Below are 22922 nucleotides of genomic sequence, written 5' to 3'. Positions count from 1 at the left end.
CCACCGGGAGTGCCGTGGGAAACGGCGACCGGTCAGCCGTCGTCGGCCGACCCCAGGTCGACCAGCAACCGGTGCACCTCCTGGCCGGCCCAGCTGCGCCCGGCGCCGGTGGCCAGGGCGTCGGCCACCCCGCCCAGCGCGTCGGCCAGCTGGTGCTCCTCTGTGTCGAGCAGGCCCCGGTAGGCGGGGTCGAGCAGGTAGCCGGTGGGCCGGCTGGAGAGGCAGCCCAGCAGGTCCAGCAGGATCTCCAGCCGGCGAGCGGCCACCGGTGCGGGCGTGTCGTCGCCGGCCATCGCCACGGTCTCCACGTCCTGCTCCCACAGCCGGGCGCGCACCGGGTCGGCCTGCAGGGAGAGGACCGTGCCACTGCGCCGGCGGGGGGACTGCCCCGGCCGGTGCAGCACCGTGCGCACCTGGTGGGCGATCCGGATCAGGTCGTCGTCGAGCATCGAGGTGCCGACGAACAGCACGTGCCGGGTCAGCAGCAGCGACTGCAGCACCCCCGCCAGCGCCGTCCGGTGGTCGCCGAACTCCAGGTACTGCTCGCGGGTCAGCACGATGCTGTCGGGGTGGGCGGCGTCGCCGTGCAGCTTGAGCAGCCAGGGGTCACCGGCGGTCGCTTCGGCGAAGGGCAGCACCCGCAGCGGCCGGCCGACGTCGGCGGCGGCCAGCTCGACCAGCGGGTCGTAGTTGGTGGTGACGTACTCCCCCACCGGCAGCCCGGCGACCAGGGCGTGCGCCAGCGAGTACGGCCCGGGCCCGAAGCGCTCCTGCACGTACGCGGCGAGCGCCTCCCGGCCCAGCGCCCGGGCGAGCAGTGCGGCGGCGTCCTGCGCCGGCAGCCCGGACAGCCCGGACCGCAGGGCGGCGTCCAGGCCGGCTCGCTCGGCGAGCTCGTCCAGCAGCGCCTCCCAGGTGGGCAGCCCGGCCGCCGCGCTCACGCCCGCCCCCAGGAAGACCGCCAGCTCCCCGGCGCGGGCCCGGCCGCCCAGCTCCTCGGCCACGGCGCGCAGCTCCTCGGGCAGCTGCCAGCCACCGCCCTCGGCCCGGCGGACCCGCTGGGCGGCGGCCAGGTCGCTGGGCCGTCGCAGCACCAGGGCGACGTCGAAGTCGTGCTCCTCGGCGGCCGACCGCAGCACCGGGATCAGCTGGTGCAGCAGTTCACCGCGCCGTCCGGCCGCCCCGCCCCACCCGGTGCCCAGCGCCGGCAGCCCGACCAGGCGCCGGGCCCGGCCGTGGGCCGGGGAGCCGACCGGCCTGGCCGCGACCGCGGCCAGCGCCTCGCGCGCGCCGTCGAGCAGCCAGGCCAGCCGGTCGTCGTCGGCCGTGGGGCCGGAGACCGGGCCGGTGTCCACGGTGTCCACCAGCCAGGCCCGGCGCGCGCCGCAACCGGGCACCTCCCGCACCCGGTCGCCGCCGGTCCAGTCGACGACGCAGGCCCCCTCGGTGTCCCGGTCGCGCAGTGCGGGCTCGGGCAGCAGCGGCAGCCAGTCGGCGGTGACCCGGCCGGTGCGGTCGGTGGGCACCAGGACGTCGTCGCAGGAGAGCCGGGTGAGGTCGGCCCCGACGACGAAGACGTGTCCGCTCATCGGCCGGACGGCGCGGGGTCGCCGTGCTGCTGCTCGGCGCGGACTGCGGCGTAGGCCGGCCGCCGGAACCGGGCGATCGGCCCGTCGGGCACCAGCCCCGGCGGGTGGTCGAGGACGGCGTCGAAGTGCATCGGCGGGTCGACCGGCTCGGGAGGCGCGCCCAGCACCACCCGGGCGAACGGTTCCCAGGGCCCCCGGTCCAGCGCAGCGGCGAGGGTGAACACCGTGCCGGGCGCCCGGGCGGCCAGCGTCGCGCGGTCGCTGGGCAGCCGCCCCGGCCGGGCCCAGGCCGCGAACGCCACCGGCCCGACCGGGGTGCGGTAGGCCATGATCGAGCCGTAGGTGGCCCCGGCGTCCCGGCGCGGCACCGGCACCAGCCGGGTCAGCCGCCCCCGGCCGGTGGTGCTCAGCAGCAGGTCGACCGGCCGGCCGCCGGGCCCGCCGTCCGGCAGGCGCAGCGCCATCCCCAGCACGTCGGGCAGCGGCCCGGGCAGCCCCGCCCCGCGGCTGAGCCGCACCAGCGCCTCCTGCTGACCGGGGCGGTCGATCCAGTCCACGCCCCACGGCGCGGCGGGGCCGGTGCGCTCGAAGCGGGCGCGGAAGAGGACGCCGTACGGGTGCATCGGCTTGGCCCGCCGCAGTCGGGTCAGCGCCACCAGCGGGCGGGCGACGGCCCGGCCCGCCGCCGGAACGAGGTCTGCCATGCGCTCCGGGTTACCAGCCGAGGCCCTCGTCACCCATCGGATCCGGCCCGAGCAGGATGGCGCGGTGACCACCTCCGCTCCCCCGCTGGGCCTGCTGCTCGACGTCGACGGCCCGATCGCCAGCCCGACCACCCGCACGGTGTCGGCGCCCGGCCTGGTCGAGGACCTGCGCGCCCTGCTGGCCGCCGGCGTGCCGGTGGTGTTCAACACCGGCCGTTCCGAGGCGTTCCTCCGCGCAGAGGTCGTGCCCCCGCTGCTGGCCGGCGGCCTCCCCCGCGGCGCGCGCCTGCACGCGGTCTGCGAGAAGGGCGCGGTCTGGGCCTCGATCGGCCCGGCCGGCATGGGGCCGGTGCACGTCGACGAGGCGCTGGCCGTCCCCCCGGTCGTGCACGAGGTGGTCGGGGAGCTGCTCACCCGCTACCGGGACACGATGTTCCTCGACGACACCAAGCGGTCGATGTCCAGCGTCGAGGCGCGCACCGACGTGCCACCCGCCGACTACGCCCGCGCCCAGGCGGCCTTCGACGCCGAGCTGGTCGCCGCCCTGACCGCCCGCGGCCTGGGCGTCGCCATCCGGGACCGGGTGCACCCCGACGCCGACGGCGCCGTGCCGTGGCGGGTCGACCCGACCGTCATCACCACCGACGTCGAGTCGACGGAGGTGGGCAAGCACCTGGGTGCCCGGCGGGCCCTGACGCTGCTGTCCGCCGACGGTCCGTTGCCCGCCGCCTGGCACACGGTGGGCGACTCGGGCAGCGACTACTGGATGGCGGACCAGCTGCACGCGCTGGGCCACCGGGTCACCCACGTCGACGTCCGGCCGGCCCACCCGCTGCCCGCGAGGCCGTACCCGGTGCTCACCGACCCGACGCTGGTGGACGACGCAGCCGGGGCCGCGCACCTGCACCGGGTGGTCGCCGAGCTGCTGGCGGGCTGACCGGGCTCAGTGCCGGGTCGTGCCGCAGTCCGAGCAGCGCTTGCGGCTCGTGCTGTTGGACCGGCTGCAGTTCTCGCAGACCCACACGGTCCGCTCGATGGTGCGCATCTCGCTGTGCGTCCTCCCCGGCCGGGGAGCCGGCCTCGTCGTGCCCGGCACACCCGGGACCACCGGCGTCGTCGCCGCAGCCGACGCTAGGCCGGTCCGGTGACCGGGAGGTGACGCCCACGAGACGACTGGGGACGGCCCGGGGTGGGCCGCGGCACAGTCAGCGCAGGGCGGCGGCGCCGCACCCGCCGGAGCTGCACGCGCAGCCGGCGCACGCAGCCGGGGCGGCCGGCTCGGGGCGCCGGGCCAGCCGGACCAGCCCCGCGGCCGCGGCCAGCTGGGCCAGACCGAGCACGCCCACCAGTGCGGCCGCTGCGACCCGACCGGTGGACAGCAGGCCGTCGGCCCCGCCGGTGACACCCACGGCGATCGCACCCACGACCAGCGCGCCACCCACGGCCGCCGCGGCCGCCCGGCCGGTGGCCGCCGCGGCGAGCACGGTCGGGACCACGACGACCCCGGCCACCAGCACCCAGCCGGTCGCCGTCGCGGACAGCAGGGCGACGAGGACCGCGGCGACGCCGAACCAGACGGCGACCGCCCCGCCGACGGCACCGGTGCGGGCCACCTGCCCGGCCCGGGCGCTGCGCAGCAGCATCGCGCCGCGCACGGCAGCGACCACCCCGGCCGCAGCGAGCAGCAGCTGCGGACCGGCGGACCAGCTGAGTGCCAGGACTCCCAGGACGATCAGCGCACCGCCGAGGGCGGCCGTCCGGGGCCACGTCCGCCGGGCCTGCGCAGGGGTGGTCGGGGCGGTGCCGGGCGGGCGGCCGGCGGTCACGGCGTTCGTCACCGTTCCAGTGTCCCCCACCCGCTCCGGTGATCGTCCGCAGGCGGTGCCGCCCTGCCTGTGCCACGCTGATCGCCGCCACGGGGGCGGGACGACGGGGAGTGACAGGTGGGGACGACCTCGGGGGCCGGCACCTCGGCGCGGCAGGCGGGTGACAGCGACGCCCTGGAGCACCTCGCCCGGGTCGGGCTGATCGCCTACGGCATGGTCCACCTGCTGATCGCCTGGCTCGCGCTGCAGCTGGCCTGGGGCGGCGGCAGCGGCTCCGCCGACCAGTCCGGTGCGATGGCCACCCTGGCCGCCCAGCCCTTCGGCCGGGTGCTGCTGTGGGTGCTGGCCGCCGGGCTGATCGCCCTGGCGGTCTGGCAGCTGGCCGAGCTGCTGCGCCACCGGGACGGGCTGCGCAGCTCCGGGGAGCAGCGGGAGAACGCGCTCACCAGCAGCGGGAAGGCGGTGGCGAAGGCCGTCGTGTACGTCTTCCTGGCGATCACCGCCATCCGCTTCGCCACCGGTGGCGGGCAGTCCAGCTCCGGGCAGGAGCAGCAGACCGTGGCCGGGGTGCTCGGCTGGCCCGGTGGGCGGTACCTGGTCGGCATCGCCGCCCTGGTCGTGATCGGCGTCGGCGCGTACCACGTGCACAAGGGGCTGACGAAGCGCTTCCTGAAGGAGGTCGACACCACGCAGGCGTCCGCGGGGCAGCGCCGGGTCGTCGAACGGCTCGGGCAGGTCGGCTACCCGGCGAAGGGCATCGCCCTGGCCCTGGTGGGCGGGCTGCTGGGCTGGGCCGCGATCACCTTCGACCCGGAGAAGGCCAGCGGCCTGGACGGCGCCCTGCACACCCTGCTGGACGCGCCGTTCGGCCGGCTGCTGCTCACCCTCGTCGCGCTGGGGATCGCCGCGTTCGGCGTCTTCGCCTTCTTCCGCGCCCGGTTCCCGCAGCGCACGTGACGACCGCGGTGAACGGCGTCCTGCGGCGGGCGCACCAGGCGGTCGCGCGGGCCCGCGAGGTGACCGACCACCCGGTGCTGGAGCACCTGGCGCGGGTCGGGCTGGTCGCCTACGGCGTGCTGCACCTGCTGATCGGCTGGCTGGCCGCCCGGATCGCCTGGGTGGTCCAGCCGCAGCCCCAGGACGCCGACCAGACCGGTGCGCTGCAGGCGGTGTCCGGTTCGCCCGGCGGCCTGGTGCTGCTGTGGGTCATCGGGCTCGGCCTGGTCGCGCTCGCGGTCTGGCAGGGCGGGGAGGTGCTGCGCTGGTGGACCGGGCTGCTGCGTCCCGGGCACCGGCTGCGGGTGGCGGTGGTGTGCGCCAAGTGCGGGGCGAAGGCGGTCGTCTACGCCGTCCTCGGTGGGACGGCGCTGCTGTTCGCCGCCGGCGCCGGGTACCAGGCCGACGAGCGGTTCCAGGAGCTGACCGGCGATGCGCTGCTCATCCCCGGCGGTTCCACGCTGGTGGGCGCGGTCGGCGTCGGGGTCGCGGCGGTCGGGGTCTACGTGCTGGTCCGTGGGGTGACCGGCGGCTTCATGCGGGACATCGACCTGCACGCCGCCCCCGACCGGTGGGAGCCGCTGATCGAGCGGGTCGGCCAGGTCGGCTACGTGGCCAAGGGCATCGCCTTCGGCCTCTCCGGTGGGCTGCTGACCCACGCGGCGGTGGTCCGGGACGTGTCGACGGCGACCGGGCTGGCCGGCGCGATGACCGCCATCGGCGCGGTGCCCACCGGGCAGTGGCTGCTGACCGCCGTCGCCGTCGGGTTCGCCGCATTCGGGGTGTACGCGCTGGCCCGGGCGCGCTATCCCGACCGCGACCCCTCCACCTGACGCCCGCTTCCCACGCTCTTCGCGCGCTCCCCACGCGGTGCGGTGCGTGGGAAGCGCACGAAGAGCGTGGGAAGGCCTGCGCCGTCAGGCGTCGACGACGGTGAAGACGTCCCAGAGGCCGGTGATCTGCAGCGGCCGGACGACGGCGCGGGCGGTGCCGCAGCGCATCCGCAGGGTGCGGTCGGCGGCCAGCGCGGTGCGATGCGCGGTGGCGAGCACCGACAGGCCGGCGGAGTCGAGGAACGTCACGCCGGACAGGTCCAGCTCGACGACGTCCATGCCCGGCCGGGCCAGCACCTCGAGGAGGGCGCCGCGCAGGCCGGGTGCCGTGGTGGAGTCCACCTCACCGCTCACGGTGACGGTGCACCCAGCGGCGGTGGGCACGGCAGTGAGGTTCACGGTGACGTCGATCCGGGTGGGGTCGATGTCGACGGGCAGTGCGGTCATGATCGCCTCCGGCAGGCCCGTGCGCGGCCGGCGACGCTGCCGGCCTTGCGGCCGGACCCAGAGGGCCCGGTCACGGCTGGTGGTTGAACCGCGTGGCCCTGACGCTAGGGAGCCGATCGGCTGCGCACAAGGGGCTTCCGGCGTGGCGGACCCCGCCACGCCGGAGCTGCCGGCCGCCCGGCAGTCCCCGACGGCTCAGCCCCAGACCTCCTGGGCGGTCTCCACCACCAGCGCCAGCTTGGCGATCTGGTCGTCCCGGGTGAGCGCGTTGCCCTCCACGGTGGAGGAGAACCCGCACTGCGGCGAGAGCGCCAGCTGCTCCAGCGGCACGAACCGGGCGGCCTCGTCGATGCGCCGCTTCAGGTCGTCCTTGCTCTCCAGCTCCGGTCGCTTGCTGGTGACCAGCCCGAGGACCACCCGCTTGCCGGGCGGCACGAAGCGCAGCGGCTCGAACCCGCCGGAGCGGTCGTCGTCGTACTCCAGGAAGAACCCGTCGACCTCCAGCCCGCCGAACAGCGCCTCGGCGACGAAGTCGTAGCCGCCCTCGGCCGCCCAGGAGGAGCGGAAGTTGCCCCGGCACAGGTGCGTGGTCACCGTCAGGCCCTCGGGCCGGCCGGCCAGCGCGGAGTTCATCTGCCGGATGTAGCGCTCGTGCTGGTGCTCGGCGTCCCGCCCCTGGTCGGCCAGCTGTGCCCGCTGCGCCGGGTCGTTGAGGTACGCCAGGCTGGTGTCGTCCAGCTGCAGGTACGTGCAGCCCTGCGCGGCGACGCCCTGCACCTGCTGGCGGTAGGCGGCCGACAGGGCCTCCCAGAAGGCGTCCTCGTCGGGGTAGACGGCCGGGTCGATCGCGGCCGCACCGCCCCGGTAGTGGACCATCGAGGGCGAGGGGATCGTCAGCTTCGCCGTCTGCCCCGGCTGCACCTGGGACTGCAGGAACGCCAGGTCGGCACCGAAGATCGGCTCGTCGATCCGCAGCGGCCCGTCGACCCGCAGCCCCGCGGGCGCCCAGTCGATGCTGCCGTCGGCGTTGCGGAAGTGGACCTTCGCCCCGGAACCCTCGACCTTGCTGATGCCCTCGATCGCGTAGATGAAGTCCATGTGCCACGTCGTCCGGCGGAACTCGCCGTCGGTGGCGGTGGCCAGGCCGACGTCGGCCTGCAACCGGACGGCGTCGGCGACCGCGGCGTCCTCGATGCCGCGCAGCTCGGCGGCGTCGATCTCCCCGGCGGCGTGCCGGGCGCGGGCCTCCAGCAGGGACGGCGGGCGGAGCAGGCTGCCGACGTGGTCGGCGCGGAACGGCGGGCCGGAGAGGTCGGACATGCCTCAAGCATGCCCGTGCCCACCGGCACCCGCCGCTGCGGCCCCCGCGGCGGGGATACTGGCGGGCATGTCGAAGCGCACCGTCGTCGCCGGGGCCGTGTGGCTGGGGCTCACCGTGCTGGCGTTCCTGGCCGACCCGATCCTCGGGGCCGTGGTGCTGATCTTCGGCGCCATCGGGGTGGTGGTGGTCCAGCTGGCCAGCACCTGGGACGACCACCCCGACTTCGAGGCCCGCGAGCAGGTCCGCGCCGAGCGCCGCAAGGCGAAGTGGGAGGCGAACGCCCCCGCGCGCGAGCGGGACCGGCAGCGCTATGAGGCGCACAAGGCGCGGCAGGCCGAGAAGGACCGGCAGCGCGCCGAGCGCTGAGGCGGGCAGACGCGGCTCGCGGCGGGGATCAGCCGCCGCAGGAACCGCCGGGGAGCGTGTAGAACTCGTCGGGCCGTCCTGGCTTGGGCAGCAGGGTGCCGCAGTCCACCGGTCCGTCGGAGACGGGGACCCGGGGCACGGTGACCTCCGTGGGGGCCGGCTCCTCAGGGGGCGCATCTGCACGGGGGGCGGGCGGCGCCGGGGCGGGCGGCGCCGGGACGACCGCTCGGGCGCCGCTCGCCGGCCGCGACGGCCCCGAGCCGGCGCTGCTGGCCCGGACCTGCTCGGCCGCGGCCCGCTCGGCGGCCGCACGCCGGGCGTCGGCCGCTGCGACGGCAGCGGCCTCTCGCTCCGCCTGCAGCCGAGCCGCCTCCTCCGCGGCGGCGGTGCGGGCGTCAGCCTGGGCCAGCACGACCGTCTGCCGTGCGGCGAAGGTGAGCGCCATCTCCTGGGCCGACGGGGACGGGGGCGCCGGCTGCACCGCAGCCACTGCTCGCTGCCCACCACCGCCGGTGCCCGGCAGGCCCAGGACGGCGGCCGCGCCCGTCCCGACTGCCACGGCCAGCACGACGACGGCTGACACCACGACGGCGCGGGGCACGGCGCGTCCCGTCCGCGCTGCGGCGGGTTCGGAGTCGGACATGGAGCGTGACCTGCTTCCTGGACGTGGCGTCCTTCCAGGGTGTCGTCGTCCCGACACGGCCTCTCCTTGATGACCCGTCCGGGCGATCCACCGCCGGTCCGCGACCGCCCGGCGGGCACGCAGCGCACCCGCGGACCCGTCCTCCACCGCAGCGAAAAGGGTTCGACGCGCCGGACCGGGGCCCCTACGGTCCTCGGCATGGGCACCTCCTGCATGCGGCTGCGGACCTCCGCCTGAGCTGATCCGCCCGCGGGCGCTGCCACGCAGCCCCGCCGGCCGTCGGTCCCGAGGACCGGCCGCACCGCGCTCCCCCCGTTCCCCGGCCTGCCCGCCGGACGTCGCGGGCTGCCCCCTGCACTCCCCCGGAGGTCCTCATGTCACGACCCACCCCTGCCCCCACCGGCGCCGCCGCCGAGGCGCGCGCCCAGCTCCCCGAGGAGGCGCACGCCGGCTTCGACCGCCTGGTGCACGCGGTGCTCGCCCGCCCCGGCAACGGCCGGCAGCCCGCTCTGGGCGCCGCTCTGCGCAGCCAGCTGCCCGGCACCGCCGGGGTCCGCTGGCTGCACGCCGAGGGGCTGTCGCCGACCGCCCGGGCCTCGGCGCTGACCGCCGCGCACTGGCTGTCCCTGCACGAGGCCTGGCTGGCGAACGAACGCGCGCCGCGCGGCGGTGGCCGGCCGGCCGCCTCCGCGGGCCGTGCCGACAGCCGGCACGGGCACGCGCCCGGAGCCCAGGCCGCCCCCCGCTGGTTCTGAGCGACCGGCCGAGGACGCCCTCAGCCGAGGGCGTCCTCGGCCGCCAGCTCGGCGGCCCGCCCGGGGTGGGCGAACGCCTCGGTGAGCGCGGCCCGCAGCGGCCACGCCCCGGTCCGCCACGCCAGCGCCCGGCCGAACGACGCCGGGGTGCCGTCGACCACGTCCGGGTCGCCCGGCCACCAGGGCACCGTGCGCCCGCCGGTGACGGCGACCTCGGCGTGCACCGCCACCTGCCCGGTCAGCTCGACCACGCCCAGCCGGGCAGCGGCCAGCCCGGCGCCGGGCACCTCGGCCCACGGGAGGGTCCGCACCGGCCGGCTGGTGACCCGGGCCCGCCCGGCGATCTCCGAGGCCAGCGACAGGTCCAGCAGGTCGGCGACCGCTTCCGGCGCGCCCGCGGCAGGCACCAGTGCACGATCGACCAGTGGCTGTAACCACGGCGCGTCGAGCACGACGGCGTCCTCGCTGACCTGCCGCGGGCCCACCCGCACCCGCTCCGGCGGCTCGACGTCCACGCCGTCCAGCGCGGCCGCGAGCTGCGCGTACACGCTGCGGAGCAGCGCCGGGACGACGGTGCACCGGGGGTCGCCGAGCCGGTCGAGCAGGTCGAGCGCGTCGTCGACGTCGGCCAGCACGTCGGCGACCGTGCGGGGCGGGGCGAGCAGCTCCAGCACGTCCGCGGCCAGCTCGGGAACGGGTTCGTACAGTCCCTGTAACTCAATACCCGCTGGGTGCCGCAGCCGGTCGGGCCGCCGTCCGCCGAGCACCGGCGACGTCCGCAGCCACCAGCGGAGGTAGCCGGGCACGACGGTGCCGTCGAGCTGGACGTCGGCCCGGGCGTCCGCCGGCAGCGCGGCCAGCAGCGGCAGCGCGCGGGGCCAGTCGCGGACCAGCTCCAGGTCCCGCACTGCGGTCACCGTCGGCCAGGCCGGCGGCGGGGCGCCGGCGGGCAGCCGGTCGAGCACCGCGTCGGCCCACTCCCCGGCGCGATCGACGTCCAGGTCGTCGGGGTGCTCGGCCCGCACGGTGGCGAACCCGTCGAGCACCCCGACCGCCACCAGTGCCGTGCGGTCGTACCGGCGGGCGAAGGCGCGGTCCAGGGTGCCCAGCGCGCCGTGCTCCAGGACCGCGGCCAGCGGCGAGCCGGGCAGCACCAGCTCCCCCGCCGGCGCCCAGCCGCCGTCGTCGTCGGGCAGCGCGAGCTCGGCCAGCTCCGGGTGCTCGCCCGGGCCGGCAGCGGCCGCGAGGCCGAGCACGGCGTCGGCCAGCGGTGCGACGTCCTCACCGTCGTCGGCGCGGTCCAGCGACGTCCGCGCCGCTGCGGCGACAGCCGGGTCGGCCAGCACGGCGGCCGCGGTGGCCGGGCGGGCGCCGAGCCGTTCCAGGACCTGCCCGGCCCGGCCGGTGGCCGCGGCCGGGTCGGCGATCCGCAGACCCAGCGGGGCCAGGCGTCCGGCGGGCAGCGCGGGGTCGGGCAGGAGCACGCCGGACGGGCTCTGCGCGGTGCGGCCGTCGGCGAGCGGGACCGGCAGCGCGGCGAGCTCCTCCCGGTCGGCGTCGGCGAGCGCGGTGTAGAGGGCGGCCCACCACTCCCCCGGCCGCTGCACCCCACGGACCGCCTCGACCACCTCGGCCAGGCCGGCGCGGTGCACGCCCAGCGCGGCGAGCACCGGCCCGTCGGGCCGCCGGGACCAGCCGGCCGGGAGGAGGCCGGGCAGCACGCCGGCCAGCGCCGCGACCAGCTCGGGCGTGGCGTCGTCCAGCACGACGGCCCGGTCCGGACGCAGCGGTGGCTCTTCGGGGTCGGCGGCCGGCAGCCAAGCGGTGTGGATGAGCCGGTCGAGCACCGCCCGGCAGAGGGCGGCGTCCAGCTCGGTGGCGGCCAGCGACGCCTTGGGCAACAGGTGCAGCAGCACCGGTTCGGTGGGGAGCTCGCTGATCAGGTTGGTGTAGGCGTCCGCGAGCACCGCGACCAGGGCGTCGGTGAGCGGCCCGGGGGCAACGTGCCGACGGTCGGGGTCGAGGGGGAACGGCGCGATCAGCCGGGCGGGCAGCGACAGCGGCTCGTCGCTGGGGGTGGGCGCGTGCAGCACCTGGCGGCCGGGCAGCGGGGCGGGGGCGCCGTCGTCGTCCAGCGGGACGGCGCAGGTGACGCTGTAGCCGCGGCGGTCACGTTCCTCCACCGGGCGGTCGGCGAACAGGTCCGCGGGCAGCTCCCCGGAGCGGGTGACCACCGCCCAGGAGGTCCGGGCCGGGCCGTCGGTGAGGACGACCCGGCCGGCGTCGCCGGTGCGGGTGAGGGTGCGGGCGGCGCCGTCGAGCACCACCTCGACCTCGGCGAGCGCGGGCAAGCCGAGCAGCAGCGTGGGGTCGAGCCCGTGCAGCGCGGCGCGGACGACGTCGCCGGCTTCCGGGCGCAGCGGCAGGACGACGGTGGTGGCGAAGCCGTCGGGCACCGCGCCCGACGCGTCGAACGGCAGCCGGAGCACCGGGACGGCGCCGTTGCGGCGGTCCAGCTCGGCGGCGAGCGCGGGGACGGCGGCCACGGCCTCCCGGGTGGCGGCGGCGCTGAACCGCACCGAGCGGTCGGTGGAGAGGACGGCGGGTTCGTCGCTGACGGCCAGCACCGCGGCGAACCCGACGCCGAAGCGGCCCACGCCCGCGCCGTCCCGCTTGGCCGAGGCCCGGAGGCTGACCAGCGCCTGGACGCCGGCGTCGTCCAGCGGGGCGCCGGTGTTCGCGGCGGTGAGCACGTCGTCGGCGAGGGTCAGTCGCAGGCGGCCGGGGACGCCGGCCCGAGCCGCGGCGTCGGCGGCGTTCTGTGCGAGCTCCATGAGCAGGCGGTCCCGGTAGCCGCCGCGGACCAGGTCCTCCTCGGCGTTGGCGTCCTCCCGGAAGCGGGCCGGGGAGTCGGTCCAGGCGGCGAGGACCCGCCGCCGCAGCTCAGCAGGCTCGGGCACGCGACCGAGCATCCCACCGTCGACAGCCTCGTCGCGTGGGCGTGGAGGAGACATCCGTCCGCTCAGGAGTCCCGGGAAGAAGGTGAACACGGCCGTAACCGGGATGCCGACCGCCGACGCGGCGTTTCAGGTGAGCAGGGAGCCGACCAGGATCTCGGTGCCGTCCGGGCGCCAGGTGCGCCATCGGCCGTCGGGTTGTCGTTCGACCCGGAATCCGTGATGCACCTTCGTGTGGTGGCGTTCGCACAGCAACGCCGAGTTGCTCAACGACGTCTCACCGCCGTGGATCCAGTGGATCAGGTGGTGCACGTCGCACCACCAGGTCGGGGCACCGCACCCGGTGAACACGCAGCCCCGGTCACGCCGTTCGACGGCCTTGCGCAGGCCGGGGGTGACCACCCGGTGGTCCCGGCCCAGGTCCAGCGGGACACCGTCGGGGCCCATCACGATGCGGGAGATGCTGCCGTCGCAGGCCAGGTAGCGGGCCCGGGCGGCGGAGATCGTCGCCCCGAAGCCCAGCTCCGCCGCACCCGTGCCGCTGGCCGGATCGACCAGGTCGTCGAGGTCGATGCCCACGGCCACGTGCGGCTTCACCGTCCGCAACGTCGGCAGGTTCCCCGACGCCAGCTGGTTGTCACACAACTGCACCAGCGCGTCGGCGTTCTGCTGCGCCCGGGTTCGCTCGTCGCCCTTCGGGCGGTCGGCCTGCACGATCGACTCGATCGCCGCCTGAACCTTCTCCCCACCCACGGCGTCGAGGTCGAACCGGCCGGTGACGCTCCCGTCGGCGTGCTTGGCGATGGTCAGCCGCCGGCCCTCGGTGGGGTCCGGCTCGGGGCCGTCCGGGTCGAGTGCGTCCTCGAAGGCTCGCACCGCGACCCCGAGCGAGGCATGCGGCGCCTCCCGCGCGACGCCCGCCCATGCCGCGTCGAAGGCGGCCAGGTCGATCCCCTGCTCGGCCGCCCGCGCCCGCTCCGACTCCCCCACCGCAGACGCCACGACATCGACCTGGGCGGCGGTGATCGACCCGTCCGCGAACCCCTCTGCCATCGCCGGGAAGTGCTTCAGCGCCCGCCCGGCCCGCACCACCCGGCCGGCCTCAGCAGCCGACAACTGCTGATGCCCGATCAGCCACGACCGCATCGACGCCAGCCCGTCGCGCTCGGCCGCCTGCGCCAGCTCACAGGAACGCACCGTGCGCGCCAGCTCAGCGGCCGCCCGGTTCTGCAGCCGCACCAGCTCGCCCACCCGGTCCAGCAGCTCGCCGTCGCCGAACGCGTGCAGGTCATCGGCCGCGAGCGCGTCGAGAGCCGACTGCAACTCGCTCACGGCCACCTCCCGACGTGTTCGAACGTGTGTACGAAGTCTACCGTCGATCGCTCGGCTGCGCGAGGCGAATCCGCAGGTCAAGGCGGTAATCACGTTGTCTGCTGGACGGGCTCGCAGACCCGTCGCCGACCCGTCGCCGGTAGCGTCCGAGGGCATGGGAGCAGGGACGACGACAGCAGTGGTGACCGGTGGCGCCCGCGGGCTGGGCGCGGCGATCGCGACCCGGCTGCGCGCCGACGGCCATGCGGTGGCGGTGCTCGACGTGGTCGCGCCGGACGATCCCGACCTGGCCGCTGCCTGGACCGAGTGCGACGTCACCGAGCCCGACCAGCTCGAGGCGGCGATGTCCGCGATCGCCGGGGCGCACGGGGGCATCGACGTGCTGGTCAACAACGCCGGGCTGATCTCCCCGCGACGTCCGTACACGGAGAGCTCGAAGGAGGAGCTGCTGCGCTTCCTGACCGTGAACGCGGTCGGCTACGCGCTGGCCACCCAGGCCGCCCACCCGTGGCTGGTGGCCGGCGAGCGTGGGTGCGTGGTCAACGTCGCCTCCCGCACGTTCTTCACCGGCGGCCCCGGGCAGCTGGCCTACGTCGCCAGCAAGGGCGCCGTGCTCGGGATGACCCGGGTGCTCGCCCGGGAGCTCGGCGAGCACGGCGTCACCGTCAACGCCGTGATGCCCGGACAGGTCGCCACTCCGGGCACCGAGCAGTACAACTCCGAGGACGACTTCGACCGGACCATGGCCCAGCAGGCGATCCGCCGCCGGGTGCAGCCCGACGACCTCGCCGGCCTCGTCTCGTTCCTCGCCGGCCCCGACGCCCGGATGATCACCGGGCAGACCATCGTCTGCGACGGCGGCGGCCTGCTGCACTGACGCCGGCGGTCACGGCCGGGAGAGCTCGGCGGGCAACCGCAGGGCGCGGCCAGCCCGACACGTCGCCGGCGTCCGGTTCGCGGCGATCTGCGGACGCCCCCGGACGGGGCGAGCCTCCCGGGGCGGTGGGGGACGGACGGGGGGTCGGGGCCGCGCCGGTGGCCGGCGCGGCCTCCGCGCTCAGACGTACTGGCGGACGACGATCGTCGCGACGCAGGCCGGCTTGGTGCCGCCCTCGACCTCGAAGGTCAGCGTGGTCTGCATCTGCACCCCACCCGGGACGTCAGTGACCTGGTCGACGACGGCGCGGGCACGCAGCTTGCTGCCCACCGGGACCGGTGAGGGGAAGCGCACCTTCTCGGTGCCGTAGTTCACGCCCATCGAGAAGCCGGTGATGTTCATCAGCTGGGGCAGGAACTGCGGGGTGAGCGACAGGGTCAGGTAGCCGTGCGCGATGGGCCCGCCGAACGGGCTCTCCTTCTTCGCGCGCTCCGGGTCGACGTGGATCCACTGGTGGTCACCGGTGGCGTCGGCGAAGGTGTTGACCATCTCCTGGGTGATCTCCACCCAGTCGCTGACGCCCAGGTCCTTGCCGGCCAGGCTCTTGACGCCCTCGATGCCGTCGACGGTGATGGGGTTGCTCATGGGGCTCTCCTCGGGATCGGGGGTGGTTCAGGGGGTGGGCGTGTCCGTGCCGGTGGCGACCGAGCTGGCCCACCGCAGGTCTGCCTTGCCCGACGGGCTGCGCCGCAACTCGTCGACGACGACGAGCTCGCGCGGCCGCTTGTGGTCGGCCAGCCGCTCGCCGACGTAGTCGCGCGCCTCGGCCTCGGTGAGCTCGGCGCCCGGGTGCAGCGCGACGACGGCGACGATCCGGGACCCCCAGCGCGCATCGGGTGCGCCGACGACCATGGCGTCGCGGACCGCCGGGTGGGTGAGCAGCAGCTGCTCGACCTCCTCGGCGAACACCTTCTCGCCGCCGGTGTTGATCACCCGGCTGCCGCGGCCGTGGAAGACCACGGTGCCGTCGGCGTCCAGGCTGGCCATGTCGCCGGGGACCACCCAGCGCCGCCCGCCGATCTCGCGGAAGGTGGCCGCGGTCGCGGCGTCGTCGCCCTGGTAGCGGATGTGCTCGTCGACGGGGGCGGCGAGCATGCCGACCTCGCCGGAGCCGGGCTCGACGTCCCGCCCCTGCTCGTCGATGATCCGCGCCCCCGGGACCAGCCGGAAGCGGGCGGTCTCGGTCGCCTCCCCCCGCCGGGTCTCGATGACCGCGTACGGGCCACCCTCGGAGGAGGCGACCAGGTCCCGGCACACGATGTCCGCGTGGTGCAGCAGGCGCTCCTTGACGTCGGCGCTCCAGGTGACCCCGACGCTGATGATCCGGCGCAGGCTGGACAGGTCGTAGGGGCGCCCCTCGGCCTCGGCCCGGTCCAGCGCCTCGGCCAGCGGCCGGGCGAAGACGTCCCCGACGATGGAGACGGTGTCCACCCGCTCCCGCTCGACGGTGGCAGCCAGCTCGTCGGGGTCGTAGGACCGCGAGGCCAGGTAGACCACCCGGCCACCGGCCAGCAGGGCGCCGAAGGTCGTGTACATGCCGGTGGCGTGCATCAGCGGCGGCGCCGGCAGGCAGACCATCGCGTCGCGGTCGAGCCCCAGCCGCCCGAGGGTCGCCCGCAGCTCGTCGAGGGTCTGCGGAAAGGGCTCCCCCAGCAGCAGGAACCCGTTGGCGCAGACGGTGTTGTACAGCCCCGAGTGCCGGGAGAGCACGCCCTTGGGGCGCCCGGTGGTGCCGCCGGTGTACATCAGCCAGTGGTCGTTGCCGCGCTGCCGCCGCGGCGCCGGCTCGGCCGCGGCCAGGGCCGCGTCGTAGTCGGCGGCCCAGTCCGGCACCGCGTCGCCGCCGACCTGCACCAGCGCCCGCAGCCGCGGCAGCTCCGCGCGGGCCTCGCCCATCCGCTCGGCCAGGGCGGCGTCGAACACCACCGCCTCGGCCTGCGCGTCGTCCAGCAGGCCGACGATCTCCTCGCGCCGGTAGCGGTAGTTCACGTTGAGCGGCACCGCGCGCAGCTTGAGCACCGCGTAGACGCTCTCGATGTACTCGATGCCGTTGTAGAGCGCGATCGCGACCCGCGACTCCGGGCCCACGCCCTGCGCGGCGAGGTGGCCCGCCAGCCGGGCGGCCCGCTCCTCCAGCTCGGCCCAGGTCCGGCTGCGCTCCCCGTGGCTGACCGCCAGCCGGCCGGGCCGGACGTCGCCGACGGTCTCGAGGATCGTCGCGAAGCTCTCGTTCACGACTGGGCTCCACCAGGGCGGAGCCCGAACAGCCGGGCCGCGTTCTCCTTGAGGATCTTCGGGCGCACCGTCTCCTTGATCGAGAGGCCGTCGAAGTCCTTCATCCACCGCTCGGGGGTGATCACCGGGAAGTCCGAGCCGAAGAGCACCTTGTCCTGCAGCAGCGAGTTGGCGTACTGCACCAGCTGGGGCGGGAAGTACTTGGGCGACCAGCCGGACAGGTCGATGTGCACCCGCGGCTTGTGGGTGGCCACGGCCAGCGCCTCGTCCTGCCAGGGGAAGGAGGGGTGGGCCAGGATGATGTCCAGGTCCGGGAAGTCGACGGCGACGTCGTCGACGTCCATCGGGTTGGCGTACTTCAGCCGGATCCCGCCGCCGCCCCGGGTGCCGGCGCCCACCCCGGTCTGCCCGGTGTGGAACAGCGCGACCAGGCCGGCCTCGGCGATCACCTCGTACAGCGGGTAGGCCATGCGGTCGTTGGGGAAGAAGCCCTGCGCCTGCGGGTGGAACTTGAACCCCCGCACGCCGTGGTCGGTGATCAGCCGGCGGGCGGCCCGCACCCCGGCGGCGCCCCGCGCGGGGTCGATGCTGGCGAAGGGGATGAGGACGTCGGCGTGCTCGGCGGCGAGCTCGGCGACCTCCTCGTTGGCCGGGACCGGGTCGTCACCGGTGCGGGACCAGTCGTCGACCCCGAAGACGACGGCGGCCATCGAGCGCCGGCGGTACTCGGCCGCGAGCTCCGGCACCGTGTAGGTGCGCATGCCGCCGTGGCCGAAGTACTCCCCCAGCGCCTCGATGCCCTCCTCCCCCTCGGCGGTGTGCTCGGCACCGCGGGCGGAGCGGTGCACGTGGGTGTGGACGTCGATGGCGACCAGTGCGTCGACGTCCATGGCGGGCGTGCTGCCGGCGACGTTGCCGGTCATGCGGTCACTTCCCTTCCGGCGCGCCAGGAACGGTGTCGGGCTTGAACGGCTGCAGGTGCGGCTCGAAGGCGGTGGGGAACGCCTCGGCGATCGCGTCGGCGCTCCAGCCACCCGGGCGGCTCTCGACGGCGACCTCGGTGGGGTGGGACCAGATCGCGATCCGGTCACCGCCGACGCCGATGGCCTGGCCGGTGACGCCGGCGGCCTCGTCGGAGGCGAGGAAGACCACCAGCGGGGCGACGTCGTCGGCGGTGCCCAGGCCGGAGGCGCGGACGTCGGCGGGGATCGGCTCGCCCTTGTCGGCCTTCTCGACCAGCTCGGCCATGCCCGGGATGGTGGCGACCATCCGGGTCAGCGCCACCGGGACGACGGCGTTGACGGTCGTGCCGCTGCGCTCGAGCTCGGCGGCCCAGGTGCGCACCAGGCCGACGATGCCGGCCTTCGAGGCGCTGTAGCCGGTCTGGCCGAAGCTGGCGCGCTGCCCGGCCGGGGAGCCGATCAGGATCAGCCGGCCGTTGCCGCCCTGCTCCTTGAACTGCCGGGCCGCCGCGCGGGCGCAGGTGAAGGTGCCCCGCAGGTGGGTCTCGACGACGACGTCGAAGTCGGCGTCCTCCATCTTCAGCAGCGTCCGGTCGCGCAGCACACCGGCGTTGGTGACCATCACGTCCAGCCGGCCGAACTCCCGGACGGCGGTCGCCACGATCGCGTCGGCGGCCTCCGTCGAACCGATGGCCGAGTGCTCGGCGACCGCCCGGCCACCGGCGGCGCGGATGCTCTCCGCGGTCTGCTCGGCGAGCTCACCGTCGAGGTCGTTGACCACCACCGCGGCCCCCGCGGCGGCGAGCGCCCGCGCGTAGGCCTGGCCGAGCCCGCGGCCGGCTCCGGTGACGACGGCGACCTTGCCGTTCAGCTGCATGGGAGTCCTCTCGTAGCACGTCGACCTCCGGCGGGAAGTGCCTCTCGAGCCTCCTCGCCCCACCCCGGACGTTATTCACTTCCGTGGCGGACGTCAACGGTCGTGCCCAGTGATCGAGCGGGCCCCCGACGGGTCAGAGCGCGGTCTCCCCCAGCTCCTCGACCGGCTCGTCGAAGGCGTCCGCGACCACCGGTGCCGCGATCTCCTCGGCGGTCAGTCGCTCCACCAGACCGTCGGCGATGCCCCTCGCCCCGGCCTCGTACCGGGTGCGCAGCCGCAGCGCGACGTGCTCGGCCCGGACCGCGGGCCAGTCGGCCGGCAGGTACTCCACCGGGAGGCCGGGGTCGTGCCGGGCGAGCAGCGTCCACTCGGCGAGCAGCCAGAGCTGCCGGGCCAGGTCGTCGGGGGCGTCGGGCAGCGGGTCGGGCCGGTCCCAGCGCTCCAGGAAGTCGGCGTAGCGGCGGGCGATCGCCGCGACGTCCCAGGCGTCCTCGATCAGCTCGGCAACCTCGGTGGGCGCGGCGACCTGGGCACGGAAGACCTTCAGGTGGTCCAGCACGTCCAGCTGACCCAGCATGCCCGCGACGTCGACGTCGCCGGCGGCCACCCACAGCCCGTTCTGCAGCATGCCGAAGCCGGCCCACTGCAACCGGGAGCGCAGCAGGTGCCGGTCGGCGCGGCGGCTCTCCGGGAGGGAGAAGCCCAGCAGCGTCCACCGGCCGTCCCAGGTGCGGTTCACCGGCGAGCGCCAGGCCCGCTCCCCGCCCTCGGCGAGCATCGCCCGGGCGCTGGGCGTCGGCGACAGGTAGATCCGCTTGCCGCGGCGCCGGCGCTCGAGCGTGCCGCGCCGGATCATCCGGCTGACCGTGGAGCGGGCGGCGTGCTCGCCGACGCCCACCCGGGAGAGGGCGTCGATGAGGCCGCCGGTGGAGACCGCGAGGCCGGACTCGGCCAGGTGGGTGCCGGAGAACATGAGCACGTGGGTCTGCGGGCGGACGGCCGGCCCCTCGGGCCGGTCGCCGGACGACGAGGGTGGCGCCGGCTGCTCGCCGGCCGCCGCGTCGGTCAGGGCCGCCCGCGTCACGCGGCACCCCCCGGCCCGCGCCGCCCGTTCCCGTCGCTCATCCGCTCTCCCGCTGCAGCCGCCCGTGGTGGACGGCCGCCGAGTCTAGGGGCGGCCTCGCCATCACGGACCTCCCTGCGCGAGCGGAGCGCCCGCACCCCACCCGCCCGGGGGACGGCAGGCATCGACGCACCGCGATGACGGCCGGCAGCGGGGTGCCTCGGACTGCACGGCCTCCCCTCCGGCACCCCGAGCCCCGTGACCGGCGGCCCATGCCACTCGGTGCGGAGTCGGAGAGCAGCCGGCACCGCTGCCCCCTCGCCTCCTCCGCCGACCGAGGACACCGGACGACCGGGTGAGCCGGGCGGCGCTGGGCATGGGGAGGACATGAGCTTCTCCGACGTCCTCATCGGCTCACCCGCGTCCGCCGGCTGGGCGGCCCTCAAGGCCACCCTGCTCTTCCTGACCGCCCTCGCGGTGCTCCGGTTCAGCGAGCGCCGCACCGTCGGTCAGATGACGCCGTACGACTTCGTCGTCGCCGTGGCGGTCGGTGCGATCGTCGGCCGCACCGCGACCTCCGCGCAGACACCGTGGCTGACCGGCGCCCTGGCGCTGCTCACCCTGGCCGTGGTGCACACCGCCATCAGCCGGCTGCGCTTCCTGCCCTGGGTGCACCAGGCGATCGACCCGCAGCTGCGGGTGCTCGTCCGCGACGGGGAGGTCGACCAGAAGGTGCTGCGCCAGGCCGGGCTCATCCAGGCCGACCTGGACAGTGCGCTGCGCCAGCACGGCGTCGCCGACGTCCGCGACGTGCACCTGGCGGTGTTCGAGTCCAAGGGCGGGATCTCCGTGCTGAGCTCCCCCGCCGAGCACTCGGAGAGCTCCACCGAACCGGGCCGGTGAGGCCGGGGCGGGCACCCCGATGTGACGAGGGACTCCCCGCGGCGGGCCCTGGGGAGCTCCTCGTCTGGCAGAGTGAGGGCACCGGCGCCGCCCCCGCTCATCCGAGAGCGAGTGGACTCGACGTCGGCGCGAGGCTGCGCCACCGAGGCGCGCCGGCGACCAGACGTCCGGTCCCGTCGATGCGACGCGGCTCCCCCGTGGTGCCCCGCACCGGGTGGACGAACGGTGGCCACCTGAGTGTTGAGGAACTCGATGACCTCCAGCCCTGCCCACGACGAGCGCCCGCGCCGTCGCGCCACCCGCCCCGCCGCCGCCCCCACCGGGACGGCCGCCACCCCCGCCTTCCGCAGCGCCCCCACCGCGCCGGCCGCCGGCACCGCTGCGCCGTCCCGTCCGGACGGCGAGGGCGGCAACCGCCGCCGACGCGGCGGCCGCGGCCGCGGCACCGGCCCGCGCCCGGCCGAGCAGCAGGCGGCCCCCGCGGCCACCCCGGCACCGGTCGCCCCCGTCCTCCCGGTCGGGGCCGACGCCACCGTGCTCCCGACCGACGCCTCGTGGGCCGACCTCGGCGTTCCCGCGCCGCTGGTCGAGGTGCTCACCGCCAGCGGCCTCACCTCGCCGTTCCCGATCCAGGTCGCGACGCTGCCCGACTCGCTCGCCGGGCGCGACGTGCTCGGCCGCGGCCGCACCGGCTCGGGCAAGACCCTGGCCTTCTCCCTGCCGCTGGTCGCCCGGCTGGCCTCCTCGACCAGCAAGCGCCAGCCCAAGCGACCGCGCGCGCTGATCCTGGTGCCGACCCGGGAGCTCGCCAACCAGGTCAACGCCACCGTCGAGCCGCTGGCCCGTGCGCTGGGCCTGAAGACCACCGTCGTCTTCGGCGGCGTCGGCCAGAACCCCCAGGTGCAGGCGCTGGCCGGTGGCATCGACGTGCTCATCGCGTGCCCCGGCCGCCTGGAGGACCTCATCGGCCAGGGCCACGCGGACCTGGGCGCGGTCGAGGTCACCATCCTCGACGAGGCCGACCACATGGCCGACCTGGGCTTCCTGCCCGGCGTCAAGCGCCTGCTGGACCGGACGCCGAAGGTCGGCCAGCGGCTGCTGTTCTCCGCCACCCTGGACAACGGCGTCGACGTGCTGGTCAAGCGGTACCTGACCAACCCGACCACGCACTCGGTCGACCCGGCGGTCGCGCCCGTCTCGACGATGACCCACCACGTGTTCCGGGTCGACCCGCTGGACAAGAACCAGATCGTCAAGGAGCTCGCCTCCGGCGAGGGCCGCAGCGTGCTGTTCACCCGCACCAAGCACCAGGCGAAGAAGCTGGCCAAGCAGCTCACCGCCGCCGGCGTGCCCGCCGTCGACCTGCAGGGCAACCTGAGCCAGAACGCCCGCGAGCGGAACCTCGAGGCGTTCAGCAGCGGGGAGATCCGGGTGCTGTGCGCCACGGACATCGCCGCCCGCGGCATCCACGTCGACGACGTCTCGATCGTCGTGCACGTCGACCCGCCGGCCGAGCACAAGGCCTACCTGCACCGCTCGGGCCGCACCGCCCGCGCCGGCGCCGGCGGCACCGTGGTCACCATCGCCACCCCCGACCAGGCCGGCGAGGTCCGCACCCTGGCCCGCCAGGCCGGCATCACCCCGGAGGTCACGGCGATCAAGCCCGGCGCCCGGGAGATCGCCGCGCTGGCCGGGCCGGCCGCGCCCTACGTCGAGCCGGCGCCGGCCCCCGAGCCGCAGCCGCAGGGCACCGGTGGTGGCGCCAACGGCGGCCGTCGTCGTCGCGGTGGTGGCGGGTCGTCGTCGGGCGCCTCGTCGTCCGGCGGTGGCGCCGGCCGCGGCTCCGGCCGCCCGGCCGGCCCGGCGCGCACCCGCGCCGAGCTCGCCGCCCGGGCCGGGCAGCCCTCGGGCGGCGCCGGCCGCGGGCGCGGCCGTTCGGGCCGCTGACCCCACGCTGAGCACCCGGGCCGGGGGGGGGGGGGGGGGGGGGGGGGGGGGGCCCCCCCCCCCCCCCCCCCCCCCCCCCCCCCCCCCCCCCCCCCCCCCCCCCCCGACCGGCCCCGGGGGAAAGGGACCAGCCGGGCCGGCGATCACGGACGAGGTGCTCACGCACGGTGACCAGTGCATCGCGCTGGTCAGGGCAGACGCTCCGGGCACCCCGTCGAACGAGCACGCT

At 76.2% G+C, this 22922-nt stretch carries 22 protein-coding genes; 9 read left to right on the top strand and 13 right to left on the bottom strand.

Annotation, left to right across the window (positions count from 1 at the left end; all coding sequences use genetic code 11):
• Positions 1–32 precede the first annotated feature (32 nt).
• Entirely contained in the window at positions 33–1589 is a 1557-nt protein-coding gene (locus ACI795_RS18305) for an SIR2 family protein (RefSeq protein WP_457077014.1), read from the bottom strand.
• Complete coding sequence (locus tag ACI795_RS18300; protein ID WP_457077013.1) at positions 1586–2293, bottom strand: phosphodiesterase; 708 nt, start codon at positions 2291–2293, stop codon at positions 1586–1588. Before ACI795_RS18300 ends, ACI795_RS18305 begins: the two co-directional genes overlap by 4 nt.
• A gap of 64 nt (positions 2294–2357) precedes the next feature.
• On the opposite strand from ACI795_RS18300, the gene ACI795_RS18295 reads away from it, so the two are divergent.
• Positions 2358–3230, top strand: coding sequence for a hypothetical protein (locus ACI795_RS18295; protein WP_457077012.1), 873 nt, complete (start codon positions 2358–2360; stop codon positions 3228–3230).
• Between the two features lie 19 nt (positions 3231–3249).
• The gene (locus ACI795_RS18290; RefSeq protein WP_457077011.1) at positions 3250–3441 is read left to right on the top strand and encodes a hypothetical protein; all 192 of its coding nucleotides are present in this window, start codon (positions 3250–3252) and stop codon (positions 3439–3441) included.
• Positions 3442–3498: 57 nt separating this feature from the next.
• Here the strand turns inward: ACI795_RS18290 and ACI795_RS18285 are convergent, their stop codons facing one another.
• Positions 3499–4131, bottom strand: coding sequence for a hypothetical protein (locus ACI795_RS18285; RefSeq protein ID WP_457077010.1), 633 nt, complete (start codon positions 4129–4131; stop codon positions 3499–3501).
• Between the two features lie 105 nt (positions 4132–4236).
• Between ACI795_RS18285 and ACI795_RS18280 the strand changes: the two genes are divergently transcribed.
• Together ACI795_RS18280 and ACI795_RS18275 are read left to right on the top strand one after the other, a co-directional pair.
• Positions 4237–5076, top strand: a complete 840-nt coding sequence (locus tag ACI795_RS18280) for a DUF1206 domain-containing protein (RefSeq protein ID WP_457077008.1) — start codon at positions 4237–4239, stop codon at positions 5074–5076.
• Positions 5073–5948, top strand: a complete 876-nt coding sequence (locus tag ACI795_RS18275; protein WP_457077007.1) for a DUF1206 domain-containing protein — start codon at positions 5073–5075, stop codon at positions 5946–5948. The genes ACI795_RS18280 and ACI795_RS18275 overlap by 4 nt, the downstream gene beginning before the upstream one ends.
• An 84-nt stretch (positions 5949–6032) precedes the next feature.
• Here the strand turns inward: ACI795_RS18275 and ACI795_RS18270 are convergent, their stop codons facing one another.
• Both ACI795_RS18270 and ACI795_RS18265 read right to left on the bottom strand, forming a co-directional pair.
• A complete protein-coding gene (locus tag ACI795_RS18270) occupies positions 6033–6395 on the bottom strand; it encodes an STAS domain-containing protein (RefSeq protein ID WP_457077006.1) in 363 nt (120 codons plus the stop codon).
• 195 nt (positions 6396–6590) lie between these two features.
• Positions 6591–7715 carry a 5-methyltetrahydropteroyltriglutamate--homocysteine S-methyltransferase gene (locus ACI795_RS18265; protein ID WP_457077005.1) on the bottom strand — a complete coding sequence of 375 codons (1125 nt, stop codon included), beginning with the start codon at positions 7713–7715 and terminating at the stop codon, positions 6591–6593.
• A 67-nt stretch (positions 7716–7782) separates the two neighbouring features.
• Here ACI795_RS18265 and ACI795_RS18260 point away from each other — a divergent pair, with 67 nt between their 5' ends.
• Positions 7783–8082, top strand: a complete 300-nt coding sequence (locus tag ACI795_RS18260; protein WP_457077004.1) for a hypothetical protein — start codon at positions 7783–7785, stop codon at positions 8080–8082.
• Positions 8083–8110: 28 nt separating this feature from the next.
• Here ACI795_RS18260 and ACI795_RS18255 read toward each other — a convergent pair whose 3' ends face one another.
• Complete coding sequence (locus ACI795_RS18255; protein ID WP_457077003.1) at positions 8111–8725, bottom strand: hypothetical protein; 615 nt, start codon at positions 8723–8725, stop codon at positions 8111–8113.
• Between the two features lie 374 nt (positions 8726–9099).
• Between ACI795_RS18255 and ACI795_RS18250 the strand changes: the two genes are divergently transcribed.
• Entirely contained in the window at positions 9100–9480 is a 381-nt protein-coding gene (locus ACI795_RS18250; RefSeq protein ID WP_457077002.1) for a hypothetical protein, read from the top strand.
• A 20-nt stretch (positions 9481–9500) separates the two neighbouring features.
• Here the strand turns inward: ACI795_RS18250 and ACI795_RS18245 are convergent, their stop codons facing one another.
• Both ACI795_RS18245 and ACI795_RS18240 read right to left on the bottom strand, forming a co-directional pair.
• Entirely contained in the window at positions 9501–12440 is a 2940-nt protein-coding gene (locus tag ACI795_RS18245) for a sacsin N-terminal ATP-binding-like domain-containing protein (RefSeq protein WP_457077001.1), read from the bottom strand.
• 126 nt (positions 12441–12566) lie between these two features.
• The gene (locus ACI795_RS18240) at positions 12567–13769 is read right to left on the bottom strand and encodes a DUF222 domain-containing protein (protein WP_457077000.1); all 1203 of its coding nucleotides are present in this window, start codon (positions 13767–13769) and stop codon (positions 12567–12569) included.
• 154 nt (positions 13770–13923) lie between these two features.
• Here ACI795_RS18240 and ACI795_RS18235 point away from each other — a divergent pair, with 154 nt between their 5' ends.
• Complete coding sequence (locus tag ACI795_RS18235) at positions 13924–14646, top strand: SDR family NAD(P)-dependent oxidoreductase (protein WP_457076999.1); 723 nt, start codon at positions 13924–13926, stop codon at positions 14644–14646.
• A 180-nt stretch (positions 14647–14826) separates the two neighbouring features.
• Here ACI795_RS18235 and ACI795_RS18230 read toward each other — a convergent pair whose 3' ends face one another.
• The 5 genes from ACI795_RS18230 to ACI795_RS18210 form a co-directional block, all read right to left on the bottom strand.
• On the bottom strand, positions 14827–15291 hold the full coding sequence (locus ACI795_RS18230) for a MaoC family dehydratase (protein WP_457076998.1): 465 nt from the start codon (positions 15289–15291) through the stop codon (positions 14827–14829).
• A 27-nt stretch (positions 15292–15318) separates the two neighbouring features.
• Positions 15319–16941, bottom strand: coding sequence for an AMP-binding protein (locus ACI795_RS18225; protein WP_457076997.1), 1623 nt, complete (start codon positions 16939–16941; stop codon positions 15319–15321).
• The gene (locus ACI795_RS18220) at positions 16938–17864 is read right to left on the bottom strand and encodes an amidohydrolase family protein (protein ID WP_457076995.1); all 927 of its coding nucleotides are present in this window, start codon (positions 17862–17864) and stop codon (positions 16938–16940) included. Before ACI795_RS18220 ends, ACI795_RS18225 begins: the two co-directional genes overlap by 4 nt.
• 4 nt (positions 17865–17868) lie before the next feature.
• Positions 17869–18780: an SDR family NAD(P)-dependent oxidoreductase gene (locus ACI795_RS18215; RefSeq protein WP_457076994.1), complete on the bottom strand. Its 912-nt coding sequence runs from the start codon at positions 18778–18780 to the stop codon at positions 17869–17871.
• Between the two features lie 133 nt (positions 18781–18913).
• On the bottom strand, positions 18914–19864 hold the full coding sequence (locus ACI795_RS18210; protein WP_457076993.1) for a PaaX family transcriptional regulator: 951 nt from the start codon (positions 19862–19864) through the stop codon (positions 18914–18916).
• 366 nt (positions 19865–20230) lie between these two features.
• Between ACI795_RS18210 and ACI795_RS18205 the strand changes: the two genes are divergently transcribed.
• Entirely contained in the window at positions 20231–20746 is a 516-nt protein-coding gene (locus ACI795_RS18205; protein ID WP_457076992.1) for a DUF421 domain-containing protein, read from the top strand.
• Positions 20747–20998: 252 nt separating this feature from the next.
• Positions 20999–22693: a DEAD/DEAH box helicase gene (locus ACI795_RS18200; RefSeq protein WP_457076991.1), complete on the top strand. Its 1695-nt coding sequence runs from the start codon at positions 20999–21001 to the stop codon at positions 22691–22693.
• Positions 22694–22922 lie beyond the last annotated feature (229 nt).

This window comes from Modestobacter sp. SYSU DS0290, assembly GCF_054050955.1.
Note: the sequence above shows the minus strand (reverse complement) of the source record. Positions and strands in the feature narration are given on the sequence as shown.